Annotated in this window: 15 protein-coding genes; 6 read left to right on the forward strand and 9 right to left on the reverse strand. The window is 39.6% G+C overall.

What is annotated here, in order from left to right:
- Window positions 1-33: 33 nt before the first annotated feature.
- From A7968_RS00765 to A7968_RS00780, 4 genes are all read right to left on the reverse strand, one after another.
- Window positions 34-894 carry an SMP-30/gluconolactonase/LRE family protein gene (locus tag A7968_RS00765; RefSeq protein ID WP_064664674.1) on the reverse strand — a complete coding sequence of 287 codons (861 nt, stop codon included), beginning with the start codon at window positions 892-894 and terminating at the stop codon, window positions 34-36.
- Window positions 895-907: 13 nt separating this feature from the next.
- Window positions 908-1333: a hypothetical protein gene (locus tag A7968_RS00770; protein ID WP_084447951.1), complete on the reverse strand. Its 426-nt coding sequence runs from the start codon at window positions 1331-1333 to the stop codon at window positions 908-910.
- Between the two features lie 273 nt (window positions 1334-1606).
- Window positions 1607-7471, reverse strand: a complete 5865-nt coding sequence (gene proA, locus A7968_RS00775; RefSeq protein ID WP_064664675.1) for an anti-phage protein ProA — start codon at window positions 7469-7471, stop codon at window positions 1607-1609.
- 360 nt (window positions 7472-7831) lie between these two features.
- Window positions 7832-8794 (reverse strand): hypothetical protein, encoded by a 963-nt coding sequence (locus A7968_RS00780; protein WP_084447953.1) that lies wholly within the window; start codon window positions 8792-8794, stop codon window positions 7832-7834.
- Between the two features lie 606 nt (window positions 8795-9400).
- On the opposite strand from A7968_RS00780, the gene curA reads away from it, so the two are divergent.
- Window positions 9401-10432: an NADPH-dependent curcumin/dihydrocurcumin reductase gene (curA, locus tag A7968_RS00785; RefSeq protein ID WP_064664676.1), complete on the forward strand. Its 1032-nt coding sequence runs from the start codon at window positions 9401-9403 to the stop codon at window positions 10430-10432.
- A 41-nt stretch (window positions 10433-10473) separates the two neighbouring features.
- Window positions 10474-11091: a glutathione S-transferase family protein gene (locus tag A7968_RS00790; protein ID WP_064664677.1), complete on the forward strand. Its 618-nt coding sequence runs from the start codon at window positions 10474-10476 to the stop codon at window positions 11089-11091.
- A gap of 65 nt (window positions 11092-11156) precedes the next feature.
- On the opposite strand, the gene A7968_RS00795 is transcribed toward A7968_RS00790, so the two are convergent.
- Window positions 11157-11825, reverse strand: a complete 669-nt coding sequence (locus tag A7968_RS00795) for a response regulator (RefSeq protein ID WP_064664678.1) — start codon at window positions 11823-11825, stop codon at window positions 11157-11159.
- Window positions 11818-13140 (reverse strand): DUF4118 domain-containing protein, encoded by a 1323-nt coding sequence (locus A7968_RS00800; RefSeq protein WP_064664679.1) that lies wholly within the window; start codon window positions 13138-13140, stop codon window positions 11818-11820. Before A7968_RS00800 ends, A7968_RS00795 begins: the two co-directional genes overlap by 8 nt.
- 204 nt (window positions 13141-13344) lie before the next feature.
- Here A7968_RS00800 and A7968_RS00805 point away from each other — a divergent pair, with 204 nt between their 5' ends.
- Genes A7968_RS00805 through A7968_RS00815 form a run of 3 tightly spaced genes read left to right on the forward strand, consistent with a single transcriptional unit; the run spans window position 13345 to window position 16833 of the window.
- Entirely contained in the window at window positions 13345-14799 is a 1455-nt protein-coding gene (locus tag A7968_RS00805) for a TrkH family potassium uptake protein (protein ID WP_064664680.1), read from the forward strand.
- 12 nt (window positions 14800-14811) lie between these two features.
- Complete coding sequence (locus tag A7968_RS00810; RefSeq protein ID WP_064664681.1) at window positions 14812-15465, forward strand: potassium channel family protein; 654 nt, start codon at window positions 14812-14814, stop codon at window positions 15463-15465.
- Window positions 15466-15468: 3 nt separating this feature from the next.
- Window positions 15469-16833 (forward strand): TrkH family potassium uptake protein, encoded by a 1365-nt coding sequence (locus A7968_RS00815; RefSeq protein ID WP_064664682.1) that lies wholly within the window; start codon window positions 15469-15471, stop codon window positions 16831-16833.
- A gap of 258 nt (window positions 16834-17091) precedes the next feature.
- Here A7968_RS00815 and A7968_RS00820 read toward each other — a convergent pair whose 3' ends face one another.
- The 3 genes from A7968_RS00820 to A7968_RS00830 all read right to left on the reverse strand — a co-directional run bounded on the left by A7968_RS00820 (window position 17092) and on the right by A7968_RS00830 (window position 19871).
- Window positions 17092-17472 (reverse strand): VanZ family protein, encoded by a 381-nt coding sequence (locus A7968_RS00820; RefSeq protein WP_064664683.1) that lies wholly within the window; start codon window positions 17470-17472, stop codon window positions 17092-17094.
- Between the two features lie 89 nt (window positions 17473-17561).
- Window positions 17562-17888 (reverse strand): YkgJ family cysteine cluster protein, encoded by a 327-nt coding sequence (locus A7968_RS00825; RefSeq protein ID WP_064664684.1) that lies wholly within the window; start codon window positions 17886-17888, stop codon window positions 17562-17564.
- A gap of 45 nt (window positions 17889-17933) precedes the next feature.
- Entirely contained in the window at window positions 17934-19871 is a 1938-nt protein-coding gene (locus tag A7968_RS00830; RefSeq protein ID WP_064664685.1) for a RecQ family ATP-dependent DNA helicase, read from the reverse strand.
- Between the two features lie 264 nt (window positions 19872-20135).
- On the opposite strand from A7968_RS00830, the gene A7968_RS00835 reads away from it, so the two are divergent.
- Entirely contained in the window at window positions 20136-21440 is a 1305-nt protein-coding gene (locus tag A7968_RS00835; RefSeq protein WP_064664686.1) for an NAD(P)/FAD-dependent oxidoreductase, read from the forward strand.
- Window positions 21441-21556: the final 116 nt, after the last annotated feature.

Below are 21556 nucleotides of genomic sequence, written 5' to 3' on the forward strand. Positions count from 1 at the left end.
ACTTGATATTAGACGGTTTAATGTTTGCCATTTTTACAACTCAATCACTTCTATCGCGCCACGTTTTTGCATAGTGACAAACAGCTTAGTTTGCTGCGCGTTAAATGCCACATTCGTTGGATGCTGTCCTGTTAACGTATAGGTTTGCAATACTTTACCTGCGGGGCTAATTTTTAATATTACACCTGCGCCATAACGCGCCACAAACAGGTTACCTTGGTTATCAACACGCATGCCGTCCATACCATGATCAGCAAACTTAATTAACGGCTGTTTATTGCTGATGTTTAAATCACTATCAAGATCGTATTGCCAAATAACCCGCTGTACACTCTCATTCACGTAGAGCTTACTATTATCGTTATTGACCGCCACGCCATTGGTGGTGCCCATATTGTCTTCAAGTAATTGCGTGCTGCCATCTGCATTAATGCGCCACAATTTACCGGTACTGTTTACCCAATTTGGATCGCTGGCAAACAACGCGCCGCGTTTGGTTATGGCAATGTCATTAGGCTGGTTCATGGTTTTATTATGAGCAAAAACCTCAACGCTTTGACTATTAGCAGGCACTTTTAAAATATTATGATTAACATAATCAGCTATATATAAATTGCCTTGGCTATCAAATTGCAAACCATTACCAACGCTGTCATTTGGTAGTTTAATAAATAACTGGGCGTTACCATTACTATCTACCTTACCAATCGTGCCTTGCTCAGCAAAATTAACCGCATATAAATGTTGTTTATAAAATACCGGCCCCTCTACGCCTTGAGTAAAAGTATTATCAGCAACAAAGTCGCGACTGCTATTAGTTGTTGTATTAGTTGCTAAACTGGCGGAACTTAATAAAAGTGCCGCCCAGCTCAAACCACAGATCATCGCTTTCATTTTATTATTATTCCTAATTTAAATTATTACTGGTGAAGATACTTAAGATCGGGTAATTATCTTCGCCAAACGACAACGTTAATGTGCGTTGTTCGCCATCATCTAGTTTAATATTATCAGCCAGTGCCATAGGTGCTACTCGCCTGCCATCGGCAAATAACGCCATAATATGCTCGGCCTGTAAAATACGCGAACCCGAGGCATCATTACGGATTGTTACCACTGCGACTCGGCGGCCTTGTTCACTGCTCATCAGCACAGAGTTAACCACACTAAAGTCACTATTTTTTGGCCTTACTTTGGCATCATTTTCAAAACTGAACGGCATTCCTTGCAACGCAACCTGATCAACTGACAATACTTCGTCATTAGCTTGCGTGGCAAAACAACTTAAGCCACAGCTCATCAAGGCTAACACCATAAAAGGTTTTATTTTCATTTCATTCCTTCGTTAACAGCATCAATTTGAAGTCCAGTCATATGTGTCTCAAGGTACTCAAAGCGAAAGCTTGGATCGGAAACAAAGAGTTATTACCATATCTTTTCGTACCATCTGGAACAATTTTTATATTCCCATCTTCAATTTGGTCCGCACAATTACAATGTCGGTTAAACCAAATTTTATCTACAAACTCGTCCATTGCGTTGAGAATTTCACTTAAGCCACGAGTTTCCTCTGGACTTTCCTTAAGTTCGTTTTGTTTTGAGCTGCCTATTCAACTAACAAAAGCCACTGCTCAAATTGCTTAATAGTAGTTTCATGCTTTCTTTTTAAGCCCAATTCAGAGCACATCTCTTCTACTGGATTTGAGCTATTATTAGTTTTAGCAAAAGTAGCTAACCCAAGCGCTTCCTCATAAGCTAGCTCTTTCCAGTTTCTCTCGTATCCAAACGCATTTAGACCTCGCCATTGTATTAATTCACACGTATCTTCAGGTGATGGCCAAATCGTTGGCGAATAGCCTTCATTTTCTTTAATTCCTGCCCATGGGGTTAAAAGCTCACGAATATAATCAACTTGCTTTTTACTTGTTCGAGTTAACCCATGTAAATTTGCAACCTCTAAAGCAAGCGTATGCAAGGTGATGCCCGGCCTTTCTTTTAATGTTTCCTTCGCTATGTTTATTAAGCGAGCCTTATATTCCGTTTTAAAATAATTATTTGCATCGAATTCATCATTTACCAATTGTTCTGTGCTTTTAGATGAAAAACTTTCGTTTTCATTCGATATGATAGTGCCGCGCTCCATTTTCATTTTTTCATCTAAATTATGGCTCACTTCTGCTTCTGCTTCTGCTTCTGCTTCTGCTTCTGCTTCTGCTTCTGCTTCTGCTTCTGCTTCTGCTTCTGCTTCTAACAGTCTGTCTTTTTCTCTTTCAATATCAAGTATTTCATTTAACTTAAAATCTAGCTTTTTAATAGCTGCTGCCGCATCAACAAAATAATCTGTCGACCATAGTCTAACGATATTCCAGCCTAAGCTTTCGAGTATAATTTGCCTAACTCGATCTCTATCCCTAGCAGCTGGGGAACTATGGTATGTCGCACCGTCACACTCAACTCCAGAAATGTAGCAACCGGCTTTGTCTGGATGAAGAATACCTAAATCAACTTTAAACTTACTGACACCAACTTGTGTTTGCACTTTCCAACCCAACTGGCGTAAGTCGTTTGCCACTGCTTGTTCAAAATCACTATCAAATTGATCAACTCCATATTGAGCAGTGACAGTTTCTGCAAGTGATATTGGGCCTCTTTCAGCAAACTCTAAGTAATGTTTTAGATGCTCAATGGCTGTGGAAGAAGTACGGCTCAAATCAATCATTGAAGAGCTGAAGCTACTAAATACCACGACCTCAGTTGTTGCCCGAGTAATAGCTACATTTAGCCTACGTTCGCCACCTTGTTTATTTAGCGGACCAAAATTCATACTCATAGTCTTCGCATCAGGCTCAGTAGGACCGTACCCTAAGCTAAGCATGATAATATCTCGCTCATCCCCTTGTACTGACTCTAAGTTTTTAACAAAAACAGGTTCACTTATTTCAGATTCATGGAAAAACTTTTCAATATCAGGGTTATTTCGCCTAGCATCGTCTAACAAATCTTCAATAGTGCGTTGTTGCTCACTATTTAATGTTACGACACCTATTGATTGTTTTTGTGATTGCTTATCAAGTAAACGTCTTGTAATTTCGTGAACAACGGCTTGTGCTTCTTTAACATTATTTCTGCCTTTACCTTTTGCATATAGACCATTAACTTTATGCAAGGAGACTGCGGATTTTTTGGTTTCTGATGAGGGATAAGTCACTAATGAGTTTTCGTAATACTTACTATTTGAAAATGCAATAAGAGTCTCGTGTTTGCTGCGGTAATGACCCATAAGCCTTTTAAGTGGTAATCGTGCAGCTAAAGCTTGATCTAAAATAGACTCAAGATCTTCTTCATCAGGGGCATCAGATGTACCAGCTGAGAAAAAATTTGTTGGAGGCATTTGCTTTGGATCACCAACAATAATAACATTTCGGCCTCTTGCAATAGAGCCAACTGAATCCCATGTTGTCATTTGCGACGCTTCATCAAAAACAACTAAATCAAACCCTTTGAAGTCTGCTGGTAAAAATTGAGCTACTGACAGTGGCGACATCATCATGCATGGTGTTAGCTCTAGTAATGATTCGCCTAACTCATTGATTAAAGAACGAATTGGAATGTGCCGTGTTTTCTTCTGAATCTCTTTTGCTAAAACACCAAAACGCTGATCATTTTTAGAGTCTTTAATTTCCTTACTAGGTGCTCTATTCGAAGCAAGTGCAATAATATATTCACTGGTTATCTTTGCTATTTTTTCATCTAACTTACAAAAAGCTTCAATTGTTGCTTCATGGGTTGAAGCTTTAAACTCTCTTAGTATATGACTTTCATCAATCATAAGCGGAGCCAACCAGCTATAATAAGCCAACTGAAATTGCTCAGATAACTCTGAAGATGTTACAACACCTGTGCTTAACGCTTGCTCAACTGTCTTAAGACCAACACTACAAATATCAGCTCGTGCGCTGTTCCACTCACACCAGCTTTTTAACTTTGTTTGATTTTTAGTGACTTTAGCTAGTGACTCGCTCAGTTCAACCAAATTTGAATCCAAAGAAACGACAATATTAAAGTCGACCAAATCTTTTTGTACTTTTTCAAATTTATTATATGCAGAGTTAAATTCACCTAATGCTGAAGCCAACAGTGAATTATCTAAATAATCTCTGCCATCTACGAAATGTTTATTTATGAGGATAAGAATATTTGTTGGATCATTTGAAAGAGGAAAAACTTCGTTTAACTTAGCTTTCACTAATCGACCAAATTCAGCTATATCTACTAACTCTTCTGAAGTTGTTGACCAACCTTTCCAAATATTCATATTTTCAAGCTCAGTTACATCTTTAATAATTCCTTCAGCAATATCTTTGGCTTGTAAGAGAGTCGGTAAATCGGATAAATTATTAAACTTATGAACCCCTAGGCTTTTTGCTTGTCCATTAATCTTCCACTTAGCAAAAACAGTTTTAAACCAACTATTACCCGCAGTCTCATACTTTGAGTTCCACTCTCTAATTGGGGCAGTTAATAATAGCTTTTCCGTTATCGAACTACCTTGCTTACTAATTAATTCATCTAGCTTTTCTTTGCGTGTAGCAATATCTTCAATTAACTGCAATCGTTCATTAAAACCCGACTTCAAAACAAAAGAAATATTACGGGCTTTAGCTAACTCTTTTAACTCATGTAATGACTGTAAGGCGGACAAGCTGTTACCGATTATATCTGGAGCTTTTAACTCTAAAAGCGCTAAAATAGCATTAAATTGCGTGGAGATCCCCTCAAATTCAGTGTTCCATTCACCAATTTTTTGCACAAGCTGACTTTGCCAAGTATTTGACCATGAGGAAGCATTCACACAGGAAAAGCTTGTAGTATCAAGTTCATGAACATCATCAAATGCAATCTTAAGCTGTAAAACAGCATTATTTAATGCATCTAGGTCATTTTCTAACGTTTTATCAGCACCTAGTTCAAGAGGCCAATCTAAGCTGAACTTAATATTATCTTTGTTCAAAGCAAGTTTAGAAATTGCGTCACGAACAGAAATACCAGACTTGGATTTTTTATGAAGCTCCCTGACATAATCATTTAATTTTTCTTTTTTATTTTTTAGATCAGAAATATACGTAGCCCATGTATGAGGGTTTAAGCCTTCTCTGAACTCCCACGCTTGACCCAGTTGATCTAATACGGCTTTTTTGTTCGCTTTATTACTATGTAACTCTAAACAAAGATGATCCAATCCAACCTTTTGCAGCCTTTTATATACTACGTTCAAGGCCGCCATTTTTTCGGCAACAAATAATACTTTACGTCCTTTACCTATATTATGAGCGATAATATTAGCAATGGTTTCTGACTTACCTGTTCCCGGGGGGCCTTCAAGAACAAAATCTTGCTCTTTTGCAGACGCATCAACGGCAACTAATTGCGAACTATCACAATTTAGAGGAGTAAAAACTTCAGCAGGATCTATAGCATCGTCAACTTTATGCAGTTCAACAAACTCTGCTGTTTGAATATACGCTTCTTTCGGATTGTCGACTAAATGCTGAACAAATTGATTTTCTTTTAAAACTTCTAACCGATCTCTTAAATCTTTCCACATTAAATACTTTGCAAATGAGAAAGAAGATAGAACTAACTCTTCGACAACTTCAAAACCCTGCTGCTCACTAATTGCTTGTCTAACCTTGTTCCAAATGAAAGGAACATCAACCCCGCTTTCATCTTCAGGTAATTCATCCTTAAATTCGTTTAAGTTAATATCATGCTCAGATAATAAAAACTCAATCAAAGTAAGATTAAAAATCGGATCTTCACCTTGTACTTGCTCTATATAGATAGGTGCACGTGCACTTTTACGGGTTAAATGCACTGGAATTAGTATCAATGGAGCCTTAAAGCTTCGGCTATCGTTTGGGTTTTCCTTCCATTTCAGAAAACCCAGTGCTAAAAATAAAGTATTTGAACCACTTTCTTCTAAATCATTTTTTGCTTTTCTGAAAAGCTCAATCGCACTTTTTTCCACTCGCTTTGGAGGCTGATTAGCTAACAAAACTTTATTTTTCAACTGATTTTGAGCGTACTCTTTATGAATTTCTGAACCTGTTTGGAAACGAAATAATTCACTATCACGAGCTGAATCAAAATACGGACTTTCTTGCGTTGATAAAAACTTAAACTTTGTTCCATCCGCTAACATATCTTCCATACTAGCAATATCTGGACAATATAATTTAATGGATACCGATTTATCGTTAAAATTTAATAAACGGTTACGTTTAGTGAGGTCAAGTAACTTTCTACACCATGAATCAATACGTGTCTCGGGACTATCTTCAATTATCCGCTCTTCAGCTCTAACAGGTGGTAAAGGAGGGATTTCAGGCAAAGTGAGTTCGATACTTAAACTCTCGGATTCACTTTCAATTCGTGCTTCCTCAATTGTAGATAGTGGCTTTATTGATTGTGATCTTGCCTGAGCAATATCTAAAACCATTACAAACTCTTCTTCTTTATCCTCGTCTAATAATCGACGAGCATGTTCTTTAGATTGCTCAAAGGTCACAGCTGATGCGTTAGTAACAAGCGTAGTTTCAAACAATACTAAGTCTCTATTATCAAAACGCTTTCTTATATCTTGAGGATCATCATTACAAAGGATGGGGAGTTTTTCATCGATGAGCCATGCACCAGCAAAGGCATGGCCGTGAGTAATGGCAACAACGGGATTTAAACCCATAGCTTCAATACAGCTGGCAAATAAAATAGATGAATCTAAACATGCTGCCATCTTAGATTGACTTATATCAACAGCTAAGCGAATTCGTTGGCCCGTTTTAGCAAAACCTTGTGGTGGGCTAACATATGCAAGTTTTTCCTGAAAAATAACGTTCCAGAGTGCTGCCAACATTAAATAAGGCTTCTCTCTAGTATTAGTCTGATACCCATCAACAGAACGCCCATGACCGCTATTTTCTAGAACTAAAGCTACCTTTCGGACTATAGACTCTACATATAATCCATTAGGTTTTACAAAAGCAGCGAGTAAATCTGGCTGACGAGTTTCACCACCCCAAAAGTTCGCAGGTAATACGCTTACGCTATGCACACTCTCACTTAAGACTTGCCCATCACTATCTACCAATTCAAAATTAAGGTGTAAAAGAACTTCTTCTGTTAAACCAAATAATGTCTCGAAAGGAAATTTAAGCTCTTTAAGCGGTAACTTAATTGACTGACCAAAAGTGACTTCATCAATAAGCCATTCAACCGTAGTTAACCAGCCGTCAATAGCACATAATCTCAATTTAAGGTTTCGATGAACTGATTTGTTATCAGACTCAGGTACCGTGATTTGGATGTCACGCAGCACTGAATATGCATTTTGCTGAGCAGCTAATGAAAATGTTGAAATAACATCAATATTTAATTCAATTTGATCTAGTTTGCCTGAATCAGTTTCTTCCATGAGAAGTTGTAATCCTTTGTTCTTGCTTGAATAGCAATAGTATATTTAACCAATGTAACTAGAACATTGTAATAGGTCAAGAAACGTGCGACATACACACTGAATACTATCTCAAAAAGTAAAAAACAATTAAATTAAGGAAATATTTTTTTGGAATGCAAAAGCGTTTAGGGAAAGCAAGTAAGTCCAAAGTGAATACTGAATATTGTGATTTTATATGTAATTAAACGGTTTAAGTCAGTTTTATCAACTACTGACTATCGCCTGAGCTGTGCGACTCCTAAGTGCCAATAGCGGACAATGGTACGTTTTGCTAAGGGACAATTACTTGTAAGCTTACGTACGAATTTCAGCAACTTGTTATGTGTATTTATACCCAATACGCCGAGATGACAATCTTTCTCCATTCCCATAAACCTGAATGACAGAATGGTTCTTTGACCCTACAAGAGAGTCGAAAAATACGGTATAAAATTTATCCTTCGTAAACTCCCCAGTGTCCATATTAAGATCGGCTAAAGTACCAGCTAAATAGTCAGGAATTCGAATTAACTCATCATATTTACCACCCTCAAGCTCTTCTTTCACAGGAAAAATAAACTGAGGTTTATGAAGAAGCGTTTTTGTTCCATCTTTGTCACCAACCTCCTGACTCACTTCACTTAAGAATAGAAAGTAGGACAAATCATATATGAATCCATCATATCGCTTACTTATTGCATCCCGATCGGAAACCCATTTTATATGTGATGGATTTTTGATTCTGTTCAGATAATAAAATACTAAGCTAACAAATACAGAAACTAGATAAATCTGACGAGACAGCTTTAAGTTTATATTTTTACTCTTGAAATCTCTTTCAAACTCATATGATCTTTTTATTACGGATACAGTGAATCCGTCATCAAAACTAGAGTTCTTATCTATTTCAGAAACAAACTCTCTGAAATATGAAAGAAAATCTTCCATATTTTCCTTTGTAGCATAATCCTTCATATATTTTGTTTTTCTATCAATCATGAAGGTTATGTGGAATATTACAGGCGAGTTTATATATTGAATGAACCCTTCTGAAACAGTTCTCGTTGACTTTATATCTTTTGGGGCAAATGCCCGTATGTATTCCTTAATATTTTCAATCTTGTCGTGATTCAACAAGATTGAAAAGCTGACAGTATCACTATTCTTTGTTTTGTCACCAAAACAATAGTCTGATACCACGTACCACGCAGCATCATCAGGGAGTTCACTAAACCAACATTCCATCTCCCTAAGAGAGGTTTGTTCAAACGTAGTTTTAATTGGCTTTGATAAATCCAACACTAGCGAGCGTCCTTACACTAATACACATAATGCTTATTATGTAGACATCTCAGCAATGTGACAATGACGAGATGCTAAATTTATTTAACGTCCGCTCCTCGCTCAAACCTGCCTATAAACTTTAAGGGTCTAATTAATTCATTCACAACATCCCGCATAAATGTAGATCGCTCCCGATGCTGTATTAATTGCAAAAAAAGATATAGTATTGACTCAGTGTTTATGGGTTTCATGTATCAAGCTATTGGTAGCTCAACACGCTGATTCTAAACCCTATCAAAAAAAACCAAATAGGGAACGAGAGTACCTCCTCTGTAGCCCTTGCTAAATATGGCTCTGCATTCCAGCCTTGTAAGAAACCATTCCAACTTTGGAACAGAAAGAACAACTGGTTCCCAAATGGCAGTAAATAGTGTCACTGTTGCATTGCTGCAAAAGTGATTCTCCGTATAGCGATAAACTAATCTATGCTAAGTGTTGAATTTACTAAGCACAGCCCTAAGTTCATTACTTAAGCATTTAACTCGCTGCAAATACCATGACGGCTGAGCATTTAGATTTACAGTCGTTATGCAGCATTTTCTTAACTCGATACGGAAAACAATTATGCAAGCTATCTCAAACAAACAATTTACTCTTAAATCTCGCCCGCATGGCGCGCCAACAATTGATAACTTTGAACTTAAAAGCGAACAACTGCCGGAACTACAGCAAGGTGAAGTATTACTGCGGACTATTTATTTATCACTCGACCCTTACATGCGTGGCCGTATGAGTGATGCAAAATCATATGCTGACCCTGTTGAGATTGGCGATGTAATGGTGGGTGCAACCGTGTGCCAAATTGAACAATCAAATAACGACAAGTTTGCAAAAGGCGAGTGGGTATTAGCGTATACAGGCTGGCAGAAATATGCGATTTCAAATGGTGAAGGCTTAATGCCATTAGGTAAAGAGCCAAGTAACCCATCGTATGCATTAGGTATTATGGGTATGCCTGGCTTTACTGCTTATATGGGTCTACTAGATATCGGCGCACCAAAAGCAGGTGAAACCGTGGTGGTAGCCGCAGCAACGGGCCCAGTAGGCGCAACTGTTGGGCAAATTGCAAAACTCAAAGGTTGTAAAGTTGTCGGTGTGGCAGGCGGTAGTGAAAAGTGCCAATACGCCGTTGAAAAGCTTGGTTTTGATGCCTGTATTGATCACCGAGCTGATGATTTTGCAGAGCAATTAGCCGCAGCCTGTGATGCAGGGATTGATGTTTATTATGAAAATGTGGGCGGAAAAGTCTTCGACGCCGTATTACCCTTACTAAATACAGCAGCTCGCGTACCACTATGTGGTTTAGTGTCGCAATATAATGCCACTGAGCAACCACAAGGGCCAGATCGTATGGGCGCGCTAATGGGGCAAATTCTCACTAAGCGAATTCGTATGCAAGGCTTTATTATTTTTGATGATTATGGCCATCGTTATGATGAATTTGCCACTGATATGCAAAAGTGGCTTAGCGAGGGGAAAATTCATTATCGCGAACATGTAGTAACAGGCTTTGAAAATACCGTATCTGCGTTTAACGATATGCTTGACGGTAAGAACTTTGGCAAAACGGTAGTACAAGTAAATAATCCACTTTAAATTTACCCTGCGCAGCTACGGCTGCGCTTTTAAGGACAACCATGATCAAATTACATCATTTAAATAAATCACGCTCAAAACGTATTATTTGGCTTCTTGAAGAGCTAGACATTGACTACGAAATCGTTGCCTATCAACGTAATAAAGAGACATTTTTAGCGCCAGACGAACTAAAAGCAATACATCCACTTGGTAAATCGCCAGTGATTGAAGACAATGGTCAAATTATTGCTGAATCAGGTGCTATCACTGACTATTTAATTTCTCAATACGGTAATGGCAAGTTTGCGCCAAGCCGTGACAGTAAAGACTATATTGATTATCAGCAGTGGCTACATTTTGCAGAAAGCTCTGCAATGGTGCCATTTTTACTGAAGTTATTTATTACCAAAGATGGCTGTAAAACTAATTTTATTGCCGACTACGCTGCTCACGAAATTGGCAAAATTTTAAGTTATATCAACCTAAAACTAACTGGCAAAAACTATCTAGTAGGCGAGCAGTTAACTGGCGCCGACTTTATGCTGTCTTTTGTGGTTGAAAAAGTAGCCGAAACTGGCGCTATTAGCCACTTCCCTGAAATTGCCCGCTACTTAGAGCAATTAAAAAGCCATGAAAAGTACCATACAGCAGATGAGCTAGAAGCAAAATACGGTTAAGCCCTTACCAGCGCTAGCTTAAAAGGGGTGTAAAGCCCCTTTACGCTTTATATACCCAAACCACCTCAATCAACTAATCGGTAGCCTACCGCCGGCTCTGTAAGTAAATGCTTTGGAGTTGCGGGATTCGCTTCAAGCTTTTGCCTTAGTTGAGCCATATGCACACGGACATATTCAGGGCGGTTAATATACGGCTCCCCCCATACATGACTTAATATCGTATTGTGAGTAAGCACTTTGTCTTTGTTTTGCAGCATTAACAATAAAATTGCATATTCTTTTTTGGTAAGTTTAACTTCTTGCTGCGCGAGTGTAACAGTGTGTTTATGTGGATCAATGGTAATATTGCCGCAGGTTAAAGCTAAACTCGTTTGCGTATTAGTGCGTAATAACACGCGAATTCGCGCTAGTAATTCATTAGCACTAAAAGGCTTGGTGAGATAATCATTAGCGCCATTATCAAGGGCGGTGACTTTTTCAACTTCACCATCGCGTGCTGAGAGTACCAGCACTGGCAACTGGCTCCACTGCCTAAGTTCCACCAGCCAATCTTGCCCGTCCATATCTTGTAAGCCTAAGTCAAGTAACACTAAATCAAAACTTTGTTCGCTTAAAAGCGCAAAACCATCAAGCCCTTTAGCACTCACACTCACTTGATAACCACTGGCAGCTAATAACGTTTTTAAAAAGCTCTGCAGTGGTAGTGAATCTTCTAAAGCTAAAATATTAATCATTTAACTTACTCCATACTAAACAGGCAGTAGCACTTTGTTGTTGCTCATTAATATCTAAAGTAAAACTTCCGTGGTGAAATTTAGCCACCACATCACAAATGACACTGCCTAAGCCAACACCTTGGTCAGTGCTTGATTGCAGTGAGCTTGCTAAGCGATTAGTAATGCACAGTTGATAGTCAACTTGCTGCGCATGTTGCCGATAATGAAAGCTGAGATCCGCGTGACCATCACCATAACGGCTGGCATTCTCAAACATATTCGCTAAAGCAATTTCAAGCAAGGTGATATCCCCTTCGCAGCTGTCTTGTTCACTTACTTGAGTGACGAGCTGAAAATCAAATAACAGCTGCTGACGACGCGCTTGCGCTTCGCTGATCAAAGTTTGCAAGCTAATGGCTTGCCACTTTAAGTCTTCTCCCATTTTATTGACCCGACTAAGCTCCATCACTTTATCAAAATGTTCGTTAAGAATTTTACTTTGCTCATAAATATTACGCGCTTGCTCTGCAGCCATTGCCTCAGTGAGTACAATGTTTTCATCCGCGAGCATGCTCGATGCGCCCATGATCGTTGCAAGTGGGGTTCGTAAATCATGCGACAAACTGCGCAATAAAGCATTTTTAGCTCTCTCAAGTTCTGCTTGCACAGAAATAGCCGCCGATTGCTGGCGTAACTGCGTGTTCTCATGAGCCTGATATAACACTGAAATTGCGGTATTTAAAAATGCACTTTGTTCCTCATCAAGTTGCTGCGATGCAGTAAAACCGCCCCAACGACTATCAACTTCACCGATCGCAAAGTAATTTACTGGTAGCCCTTGCTGAGCTGGTATAGGTTGCAGCCAATCAAGTTCAATCTGTAAATGTTGCTCAATCGTCGTTTGAAAATAGCCGCGCTGACGGTCAATTTCATCGAGGCCATTTAACCCTTTAGCAAGCTCATACAAACAACTGGTGTTACTGGCATGATGTTTAATATCACTAATTTTACTTGTAAGTTGACCTGCTAATTGGCTTATCACCAATCCCACGATCAGCATGACCGCAAAAGTCACCATATACTCAATATTTTCGATATGAAAAGTGAAATACGGAGTAACAAAAAACCAATCGGTGCAAGCCACACTGACTAAGGTGGTAATCGCCGCGACGCGACGATTACTGCGCAGCGCCACTAAAGTAACCCACAATAGTTGCAGCATCACAATATCTGTGGTGGTAAACCAGTCACGCACTGGAAAAATAGCCAGCACAATCAGTATTGGCATTAGTACACTCGCAGCAATTGCAGTGAGGTATTGTTTTATCTTCATTTTATCGCTCTTCAAAGACTCCCTCTTAGCTTACTGTGATTACTAGGCAGGGACTATAAAGTTTTTATAAAGTTTTTTGCTCTAGATATTAAATCTTTATAAAGCTTTGCTTTGCAGCGCTGACTTTACTATTTCCTACCGTATATTTAGCGCCACTTTAGTAATTGCTGCTTACCTAGTGTAGGTATTTGATAAGGCGTATTGATGATAAATTGGAAAATCACCTTAAGACTACTCGCCTTTCCAATTATTTGGATGGGGGTTGTACAATTGGTATTTGCCGCCCTTTCATTGTTTATTTTTAAAGATCGGGTTATTGGGGCTTTTCTTATTCCTGCTGCAACAATGATCTGCGTTGCTTTAGTGCTACTGATCAATTTACGAAAAACGGATTTAACCACAGCAACATTCAGAGATGCACTCATATACGCCACCGTAACCTGGATTATAGTAGGTGTGTTGGGGGCCATTCCAATTTTAGTCGTCACTGGCGTTAACTTTAGTGATGCGCTATTTGAATCGATCAGCGCTTTAACTACTACTGGCGCAACTGTGTTATCGGGGCTAGACAACATGCCTCCAAGCTTTTTATTGTATAGACAATTTCTACAATGGATGGGCGGGTTAGGCATTGTAATTTTTGTAGTGGCTATTTTACCTATGTTGAATATTGGTGGCATGAAATTATTAAAAGCAGAAACCCCCGGACCAATTAAAAACGAAAAACTAACTCCGCGTGTTGCCAGTACCGCTCATTATTTATGGGGTGTTTATTTAGCCATCACCGTACTTTGTAGTTTAGCTTATTATGCTGGCGGAATGAGTTTTTACGATGCAATTGCCCATGCCTTTACCACTGTTTCAACTGGTGGTTTTTCGACCCACGATGCCAGTATGTGGTATTACCAAAGCCATTTACTGCTGTGGATAGCTAATTTGTTCATGCTTGCAGGAGCTATTAACTTTGCCTTGCACTTCAAAGTGGCGCATAAAAGAGCCATTGCTAGTTATTATCATGATGAAGAAACACGTTATTTTATTTATATAGTGGCGCTTTTAGCGGTTATTTTAGCCGCTATGCTACTGCTTAAAGACAGCTACTCAGATGTACTTGAAGCATTTAGTTTTTCTACTTTTCATATTATTTCTTTTATTACCAGCACAGGTTATGGCGCAGCAAGCTTTACTGACTGGCCAACTGAGGCCGGTTTTTTACTGGTTATTGCAGGCTACCTTGGGGGTTGTGCAGGTTCAACCGCTGGCGGAAATAAAATAATCCGCAACATTATTGTTGGCAAAATGATTAATAACAATATTAAGCAGTTACTTCACCCAAGAGCAATATTTACACTTAAATATCAAGGCTCGCCCGTTAAAGAAGATGTACGTCATGCAATTATGGCATTTATGACCTTTGCCGCTGGTTCAAGCTTATTATTTACATTAATGCTTATGGCAACTGGCCTTGATTTTTGGAGTGCATTTACTGCGGTAGCAGCATGCGTCAATGTGCTCGGCCCTGGGTTTGGTGAAGTGGGCGCTAACTTTCAACCCGTTTCAGATACAGGTATTTGGATACTCTCGGTCGCTATGATCGTGGGTCGGTTAGAATATTTTACTGTTTTTGCACTTTTTACTCACAGCTTTTGGAAAAAGTAACGAAGGAATACTATGGCACATTTTACAGTTATCGGTTTAGGCCGTTTTGGCATTGCAGCAAGCTTGGAGTTGATCCATTTAGGACACACAGTGACTGGCGTTGATAGCAACCCAAAACTCGCCGAAAAATATGTTGAGCACTTATCTGAAACAGTGGTGTGTGACTCAACGGATGAAGCGGCGTTAAAGGAGCTAGATTTAGCAAATAGTGAAGCAGTACTGGTAGCGATTGGCGAAGACATGCAATCAAGTATTTTGTGTACTTTAGCATTAAAGAACTTAGCCGTTGCACAAATATGGGTAAAAGCAGGCACTAAAGCACATCACACAATTATTTCAAAATTAGGGGTTAGCCGCATTATTCACCCAGAGGAAGAAATGGGGGTCCGTGTTGCGCAAGCGCTAAACTATCCAATGGTAAACGATTATATTGCTCTGGGTAATGGCTTATATGTAGTCGAAGTTCATATAAAATCGAACTTACAGGATGTAACGTTAGGGCAATTACTAAAAGATACTAAAGGCGAAATCGATCCGGTGCTGGTAAAACGGGGTAAACAAACATTCATTAAACTCGAGCACGACTTTAGATTGCAGGAGCACGATAGTTTACTATTAGCTGGTAATCGGGCGGAGTTAAAATACATTGCTCCAAGGCTGGTATAAAATATGGTCCAATGGCACCCCTTAGCAGCCCCAATTGAGCGAAAACCACGGGGCAATAGAAAACTAAATGCCGCACCGCCGGTTATTTTAAGCGCTGGTTTTATTGTTTTGATAATACTCGGTGCAATACTGCTCAAACTACCCTTTGCAGCACATATTCCGATCAGTTGGCAGCAAAGCTTATTTACAGCAACCTCTGCGGTTACTGTAACTGGACTCGTCGTCGTTGATACTGGTTCAGCTTTTACAGTATTTGGACAAGCAGTTATTGCTCTACTTATACAACTTGGCGGGCTAGGGCTAATGACCTTTGCTGTAGTGACCTTAATTGCGTTAGGTAACAAGGTCGGGTTTATTCAAAGAACCGTTACTAAAGCGGCATTTAATCAAACTGATACGTCAACCTTAGTCAGCACCGCCAAGTCCGTATTGCTGTTTTCATTATTAGTTGAAACCTTAGGTATTATTATTCTAACCTTGTATTGGGGCAAAGAGCTGGGCTGGTTAAAAGCCTTCTCGCACGCCGTATTTTATACCATTAGTGCTTTTAATAATGCTGGTTTTGCCCTGAGCCCTAACAGCTTGATGGACTATGTTGCCGATCCAGTCGTCAACCTCACTATTACTGGTTTATTTATTGTCGGTGGCCTTGGTTTCACTGTGTGGATGGATTTATACAAATCAAAGCGCTGGGCGGGGCTGTGTACTTACAGTAAGTTAATGATCATCAGCACGGTAGTCATTAACGTAGTTGCGCTGTTGCTTATTTATGCCATTGAATACAACAATCCCAATACCTTACAACCACTAAGTGAGCTTGGAAAATGGTTAGCGGCATGGTTTCAGGCAGTAACCCCCCGTACCGCTGGTTTTAATACCCTCGCAATCGAAGAGCTACGCAATGCCAGCACTGCACTGACTATGATGTTAATGTTTATCGGCGGTGGCTCACTCAGCACCGCCAGTGGTATCAAAGTGGTAACCTTTGTAGTATTAATTTTAGCGACCTACAGCTACTTACGCCGCGATAAAGGCGTGACAGTGCTGCGCAGAGAAATTGATAAGGAAACCATTTACAAAGCATTAGCATTAACTATTATTTCAGCGGGAGTCACTTGGTTAGCTATTTTCACTTTACTCTTGGTAGAAGATGCGCCGTTTATTGATATAGCGTTTGAAGCAGTGTCAGCAATCGGCACGGTGGGTTTATCCCGTGGGCTTACCGGTTCGTTATCGCCGATAGGAGAATTCATTATTATGTTTTTAATGTTTATAGGCCGCATTGGCCCGCTCACTATTGCTTACTTTTTAGCAAGTCCAAGAAGCAAAAAACTCAGATATCCCAGCACCCCATTATCAATCGGCTAAATAGCAGAGCTGGGTGAGTCTCAAACTAAATCCCAGCTAATGCTCGCTCAGTGACGTACTCGCCTGATGTCATTTAAAATTCGCCACATACTAACAAACGATTTTCAGAGATTACTAACGTAGAAGGTTAATAACGCAAACACCTACTATTAACTTATGGCACACAGCCAAAAATTAACCATGATAGTTTAAGCGCTTGCTACGCAGGGAAAAGCTGTTCATTTGCAGTAATCAACTAATGTAAGCTAACAAGACTCGTCATCGCGAAGCTTTATTTATCAGCTTGGTTATCAAACTAAAAGTGAGGATACCTAAAGCATCAGCAAGTAGATCAGCGATGTCTAACGTTCTGCTAGGTATGAAGTATTGGCTTAGTTCTTCCAATAAAACGAATAGAAACACGACGCTCGAACCAATATACAAATTGCATGACAATACTGAATATGATTTTAGCTTAAACGCAAAATTAGCACCTAAAGCAAGCAAACCAAATAAACAAAAGTGCCCTACTTTATCGCCATAAGGGATACTTCTAACAAGCTCAAAGAAAATACTATGTTGCCCCGTATTAGCTTGATATATGACCCATATAATAAAGCCAAGAAAAGTAACTGACACAATAGTGATTAATTTATGCATGATTTTTTAATGTTTTTATTGAGTTACCAACCATAGCCGAATAGCGATTATGATTCAATAACTTAGTGATGTACTGCAAAAAGCAACCATCAGATCCCTGCAAGGTCACGCTCGGTAACGCACTCGTCCGATGCCATTGCAAATTCGCGGCATACCAACGGGCGGTTTTCGTAGATTGAGCACATTAAGGTATTGCGGTCGAGTGCTTGGCACCAGCCATCATCTGCGCGTTTCATCACTTCACTGCCCCATTTATCATACTCAATATAATGAAATGGCACACCAGTGTCGGTCACAATACGCACTTCTAACTGACAACAGCATGCTTGGCAATTAGCACAAGTAACAGGCTCAGGGGCTGATGTAACATTTTTTATTGCAATGATGGTTTCATCGGGGTGAACAATCTGGGGCATAAAGGCTTACTTTTAAGAATAAGCCACTAGCATACCTGAGTGAATTTAACGCGCCAGTAATTTCGTTTTTATTTCGCTGTAACGCTGCTGCTCACATAAGCCAAAGCCGCTGAGTTGACGCACTTTGTTACGCGCAAATAACGGTACGCTCATACCCGCTAAAAAGCGACATTGGGTTTCAATACCTACATTACTTATGCCCTTACTGGCGAGGTGGGTAAGTAACTCATCAACCTTTTGATAAATTACAGCATCGTCAACAAAGCGATGCTCCAACGAATACTCAAGTGTTACGGCTTGGCCTCGACATACCGAGCAATGGCCGCATTGCTGCGGTGCTTGGTTGTCATCAAAATAACGAGCAAGGTTATAGCTCAAACATGTTTTAAGCTCGAAAAAGCGAATAAGTGCCGCAATACGCTTAATTTCAGCTTGCTCTTTATCAACAAAGTAATCGTGTAATTGCGGTGCTAATTCAGGATTATTAATAACATCGCTATGGACTTGATAAACTTGAGTAATACGTTTGGTTTCAAGGGCTATCAGGTTTTTCTCAGCTAAATAATCAAGGGCTGCAACAACCCGTTTGCGATCCACTTGAGCACCTTGCGTTAGACTATCAAAATTTAATGTACCCCATACTTTTTTAAATTGCGTATGGCTGAAGATTAAGTTTAAAAACTCTTGGCGAGCAGCATCAAAGTGATTTAGCAGCGTGGCTTTATCTTCTAAAAATTTATATTTAAAATCTGCGTAATAAGCATATAGCGGCGTTATTGCACCTTGCATTTCCAACTGTACGAGTAAGGTTTTCAGCGCTAATTGGCGGATATTACTGTCGCTCGAGAGACTGTATTCTTGCATCTCCCAGTGCTGTTGTTGATCGTGATGTTGGCGAATGTCATTTATAACATGCTCAATACCGCTAAGTTCTGGAGTATCGCCGTAAACAAAGTTTTCAACCGTGTTTAAGCCATCTAAATTAGCCAACGTAAAGCATTGTGAAGGCTGCCCGTCACGCCCAGCACGGCCAATTTCTTGGCTGTAGTTTTCAATCGATTTTGGTAAATCATAATGAATAACAAAGCGAATATCTGATTTATCAATCCCCATTCCAAACGCAATAGTGGCAACAACTACATTAATTTTACCCGCCATAAAGTCATCTTGAATACCATAACGCAAGGTGTCTTCAAGCCCAGCATGATAAGCAACAGCCTGTAAGCCTTGGCGGCTAAGCGCTTCAGCAACTTGCTCAGCTGTATGCTGTAAGGTCACATAAACAATACCAGGCCCTTGTTGCTCACGTACAATATTAGCAAGTGTTTCGCTCTTATCAGCACTTTTTACACTCAATACCGACAAATCTAAATTACTACGATAAAACCCTGTTTGCACAATACATTCTGGGGCAATTGCAAACCGTTCGCTCATATCGCGTTTAACTTTTTTAGTCGCGGTTGCAGTTAACAGCAACACTAAGGGAATATTAAGTTCTTCTCGGTAGCGGGGCAGCTTTAAATAATCAGGCCTAAAGTTATGACCCCATTCAGAAATACAGTGCGCTTCATCAATCACCAACATAGAAATAGCAATTTGATTAATAAATTCACGAAACCGTTCGTTTTTAAAACGCTCTACCGACACCATTAAAATTTTTACTTTACCAGCACGCACATCGCCCATCACTGTATGACTTTGCTCTGCTGTTTGGCTTGAATCTAAACTTGCCGCATAAATCCCTTTGTCATTTAAAAAGCTGATTTGATCTTTCATCAAAGCCAATAATGGCGAAACGACTAAAGTTAAATTAGGTAAATGTAAGGCAGTCAGCTGATAACATAACGACTTACCAGAGCCAGTAGGAAAAATAGCAAGTGATGACTGGTTATTTAACAGCTGCTCAATGGTCTGTTGCTGGCCTTGACGAAATTGTTTAAAACCAAAGTGCTGCTCAAGCGAGGAAAGTAGCGTTGCGCTCATAATATTCCCTTTATTAAAATTCCCTAATAAAGGAAATCATAGTTTGAAAATTCAATATTCGCCATGGTAACTTTTTTTTAGTTTAGTTTCTTGGCTTATCTAGTTGTTCCCATTAATTTTACTGACAAATCAATTAAAAAGGCGCATTATTAAAGCGTTGCTTGAAAAGGTGTTTTAATGCTTTTTTCTGCTCAATACCTAAGTGTTCTCTGCCTTTGTAACGTCATTAGAGCATTTAAGTATAATTCTTTTGAGGGCAACGTAATGATAACTACACATCCTAAAATCGTGATCATCGGTGGTGGCGCTGGCGGATTAGAGCTAGCAACACAATTAGGACATAAACTAGGAAAGAAAAAACAAGCAGATATTCTACTCATAGATAAAAATCGCACTCACATTTGGAAGCCGTTACTTCATGAAGTAGCAACGGGCTCTATTGATGCCGATTTAGACGGTGTAGTTTACTCAGCCCATGCTGCAAAGCACCATTATAACTTTCAGCTGGGTACTTTCTGCGACCTCGATAACATTAATAAAACCATTACGTTAAGTGCATTAAATGACGAACTTGGCCACCAAATTTTGCCAGAGCGTACCGTTCACTATGACTACCTAGTCATCGCCATTGGCAGCGTCAGTAACGATTTCAACACTCCAGGTATTAAAGAGCATTGTTTTTATCTTGATTCAAATCAACAGGCTGAACGCTTTCAACACGCGCTACTCGATAATTTTACTCGCCTACATCAAGACGACGACCCACAGCATGCATTAAATATTGCCATTGTTGGTGGTGGCGCAACGGGAGTCGAGCTTTCGGCTGAGCTGTATCATGTCTCTGACCTATTAAAACTGTACGGTCTTACCAATATGTCAGCTAAACGCTTACATATTCATTTAATTGAAGCAGGCCCACGAATACTGCCTGCCCTACCAGATAGAATTGCTAATTCAGCAAAACGCGAACTGTTAAAGTTAGGTGTAACCGTGCGTGAAAATACCCAAGTTAAACAAGCCACTGAACAAGGTTTTATCACCAAAGATGATGAACAGATAAACGCCGATATTATGGTCTGGGCAGCAGGTGTTAAAGCCCCCGACTTTGTTAAGGAGCTAGGAATTTTTGAACTCACTCGTAATAACCAAATAATGGTCAATGATTACTTACAAAGTAACTGTGACGAGCGAATTTATGTGCTGGGTGATTGCTGCGCCTTTACCCAACAAGACGGCAAGCTCGTACCACCGCGCGCGCAATCAGCTCACCAAATGGCACAATGTGTTGAAAAAAACCTAATCGCGACGTTACGCCAACAGCCACTGCGCGGATTTGAATATAACGACCATGGCTCATTAGTTAACTTATCGCGCTACAGTACCGTAGGCAGTTTAATGGGTAACCTCACCAGCAATAGTTTTTTCATCGAAGGACGGATCGCTCGGTTTATGTATATTTCACTGTATAGAATGCACCAACGCGCTATTCATGGCAGCGCAAAAACCTTTGCGTTGTGGATCAGCGAGAAAGTACTACGGGTGGTAAGACCGAAAATGAAGCTACATTAGACTTGTTATTAGTAAGTGAAGCCGCGGCTTCACTTACCTAAAGTTATTTATCGAAAATTGACAACAACTTAGACTTTCCGCAATATACTTATAATTAGTATTATAATAAACAATGG

The sequence above is a fragment of the Pseudoalteromonas prydzensis genome (assembly GCF_001661495.1).
Taxonomy (GTDB): domain Bacteria; phylum Pseudomonadota; class Gammaproteobacteria; order Enterobacterales; family Alteromonadaceae; genus Pseudoalteromonas; species Pseudoalteromonas prydzensis.

Bases quoted from the DNA above. Each gene is read 5' to 3' on its own strand.
- A7968_RS00825 (WP_064664684.1), bottom strand. From the start codon at position 17,888: ATGCCCCAGATTGTTCACCCCGATGAAACCATCATTGCAATAAAAAAT.
- A7968_RS00770 (WP_084447951.1), bottom strand. From the start codon at position 1,333: ATGAAAATAAAACCTTTTATGGTGTTAGCCTTGATGAGCTGTGGCTTA.
- A7968_RS00765 (WP_064664674.1), bottom strand. From the start codon at position 894: ATGAAAGCGATGATCTGTGGTTTGAGCTGGGCGGCACTTTTATTAAGT.
- A7968_RS00800 (WP_064664679.1), bottom strand. From the start codon at position 13,140: ATGAAGATAAAACAATACCTCACTGCAATTGCTGCGAGTGTACTAATG.
- A7968_RS00790 (WP_064664677.1), top strand. From the start codon at position 10,474: ATGATCAAATTACATCATTTAAATAAATCACGCTCAAAACGTATTATT.
- A7968_RS00810 (WP_064664681.1), top strand. From the start codon at position 14,812: ATGGCACATTTTACAGTTATCGGTTTAGGCCGTTTTGGCATTGCAGCA.
- A7968_RS00805 (WP_064664680.1), top strand. From the start codon at position 13,345: ATGATAAATTGGAAAATCACCTTAAGACTACTCGCCTTTCCAATTATT.
- A7968_RS00820 (WP_064664683.1), bottom strand. From the start codon at position 17,472: ATGCATAAATTAATCACTATTGTGTCAGTTACTTTTCTTGGCTTTATT.
- A7968_RS00795 (WP_064664678.1), bottom strand. From the start codon at position 11,825: ATGATTAATATTTTAGCTTTAGAAGATTCACTACCACTGCAGAGCTTT.
- A7968_RS00835 (WP_064664686.1), top strand. From the start codon at position 20,136: ATGATAACTACACATCCTAAAATCGTGATCATCGGTGGTGGCGCTGGC.
- A7968_RS00815 (WP_064664682.1), top strand. From the start codon at position 15,469: ATGGTCCAATGGCACCCCTTAGCAGCCCCAATTGAGCGAAAACCACGG.
- proA (WP_064664675.1), bottom strand. From the start codon at position 7,471: ATGGAAGAAACTGATTCAGGCAAACTAGATCAAATTGAATTAAATATT.
- A7968_RS00830 (WP_064664685.1), bottom strand. From the start codon at position 19,871: ATGAGCGCAACGCTACTTTCCTCGCTTGAGCAGCACTTTGGTTTTAAA.
- curA (WP_064664676.1), top strand. From the start codon at position 9,401: ATGCAAGCTATCTCAAACAAACAATTTACTCTTAAATCTCGCCCGCAT.